The organism is Brevundimonas sp. CURTG3B2_SDJG (assembly GCF_057364705.1).
Genome location: NZ_JBNFOJ010000408.1, coordinates 1 through 1998 on the forward strand (window position 1 = coordinate 1; position 1998 = coordinate 1998).

General features: G+C 68.0%; 2 protein-coding genes. Both read right to left on the reverse strand.

Annotation, left to right across the window (positions count from 1 at the left end; genetic code table 11):
- Positions 1-297 precede the first annotated feature (297 nt).
- On the reverse strand, positions 298-951 hold the full coding sequence (locus AC2W7C_RS17195) for a 3-oxoacid CoA-transferase subunit B (protein ID WP_486002460.1): 654 nt from the start codon (positions 949-951) through the stop codon (positions 298-300).
- 1 nt (position 952) lies between these two features.
- A complete protein-coding gene (locus AC2W7C_RS17200; RefSeq protein ID WP_486002461.1) occupies positions 953-1657 on the reverse strand; it encodes a CoA transferase subunit A in 705 nt (234 codons plus the stop codon).
- Positions 1658-1998 lie beyond the last annotated feature (341 nt).

Consider the following 1998-nt stretch of genomic DNA (forward strand, 5'->3'; position numbering starts at 1 on the left):
GCGCGGATCCAGCCTTCGAGGGCGGCGAGGCGGGCGGGTTCGGCGAAGGCGTCGACGCCGGCCTCGTCCCAGATCGCGTCGATGGCGTCCAGCCGCGCGGGATCGGGCGCGGGCGCGCTTCCCAGCCAGCGATAGGCGCTTCCGTCCGCCATGTCGGCCTCCCACCTCGGCCCGCTCTCCCGACGGGCTGAAGGGAACTATGACTACGACTTGGGTTCGCCCGCAACGGCGCCGCTTGCATCACGAAGGAACAGGTGCGCGCTTCATCGTCCCGGCTATGACAAGACGCCCTGGGGGCTAGGCCGCGAGCCCCGGCTTCACCGTGTAGGCAGCCTCGGTCTTGGCGGCGACCTCGTCCAGGGTGACGCCGTCGGCGAGTTCGATCAGCTCCAGGCCCTGGCCGTCCGGCTTGACGTCGAAGACGCACAGGTCGGTGATGATGCGGCTGACCACGCCGGTTCCGGTGAGCGGCAGGGTGCAGGCCTTCAGGACCTTGGACTGGCCGTGCTTGTTGGCGTGATCCATGACGACGACGACGCGCTTGACGCCCGCGACCAGGTCCATGGCGCCGCCCATCCCCTTCACCAGCTTGCCCGGGATCATCCAGTTGGCGATGTCGCCGTTCTCGGCGACTTCCATGGCGCCCAGGATGGACAGGTTGATGTGGCCGCCGCGGATCATGGCGAAGCTGTCCGAGGACGAGAAATAGCTGCTCTCGGGGATTTCAGTGATGGTCTGCTTGCCGGCGTTGATCAGGTCGGGGTCGACCTCGTCGTCATAGGGGAAGGGGCCCATGCCGAGCATGCCGTTCTCGGACTGGAGGGTCACTTCCATGCCGGCCGGGATGTAGTTGGCCACCAGGGTCGGGATGCCGATGCCCAGGTTCACGTAGAAGCCGTCCTGCAGCTCCTGGGCGGCGCGCTCGGCCAGCTGTTCGCGGGTGCGGGGCATGTTACGAAGCCTCCCTCTGGCGGACGGTGCGCTGTTCGATGCGCTTCTCGGACACGGTCTTGACGATGCGGTCGACGTAGACGCCCGGGGTGTGGATCTGGTCGGGGTCGAGCGAACCGGTCGGCACGATCTCCTCCACCTCGACGACGGTGACCTTGCCGGCCGTGGCCATCATCGGGTTGAAGTTGCGGGCGGTCTTGCGGAACACCAGGTTGCCGCGCTCGTCGGCCTTCCAGGCCTTGACGATGGACAGGTCGGCGACCAGGCCGGTCTCCATCACGTATTTGCGGCCGTCGAAGTCGCGCACTTCCTTGCCTTCGGCGACCAGGGTGCCGACGCCCGTGGCGGTGAAGAAGGCCGGGATGCCTGCGCCGCCGGCGCGGATGCGCTCGGCCAGGGTGCCCTGGGGGTTGAACTCCAGCTGCAGCTCGCCGGCCAGGTACTGGCGCTCGAACTCCTTGTTCTCGCCGACGTAGGACGAGATCATCTTGGCGATCTGGCGGGTCTCCAAGAGTTGGCCCAGGCCGAAGCCGTCGACGCCAGCGTTGTTGGAGATGACGGTCAGCCCCTTGACGCCGCTGTCGCGGAGCGCCGCGATCAGCTTCTCGGGGATGCCGCAGAGGCCGAAGCCGCCGGACATGACGGTCATGCCGTCGAAGGTCAGGCCCTCCAGCGCGGCCGCCGGATCGGGGAAGATCTTCCGCATCGCTTCCTCATGTTTTCACCGTCCGATGAATATCGACGGCCTTGGGTCGTCCGTAACGCGCGGGAGGGGGCGGGGCAAGTGCGGCGCGGTCGCGGGCCATCACGGCGCCGTTAACCTTTTGCTCGCGTCACGCGGGCGAACGGTGGCGCGCGACCGGCGATAGGGTAAAAGCCTGGCACGGTTCGAGGTGGCTTCGGGGGACAGGTTTTGCGTGCTGGCGTCAACGCACTGACGATCGCCTTCGTGGTCGGCGTCGCCGCCGGCCTGGCGCTGACGCCGGACGGGCGCGCCTGGCTGCGCCATCCGACGGTGACTGCTGGGGCGGCCAGGCCTCGGCCTCG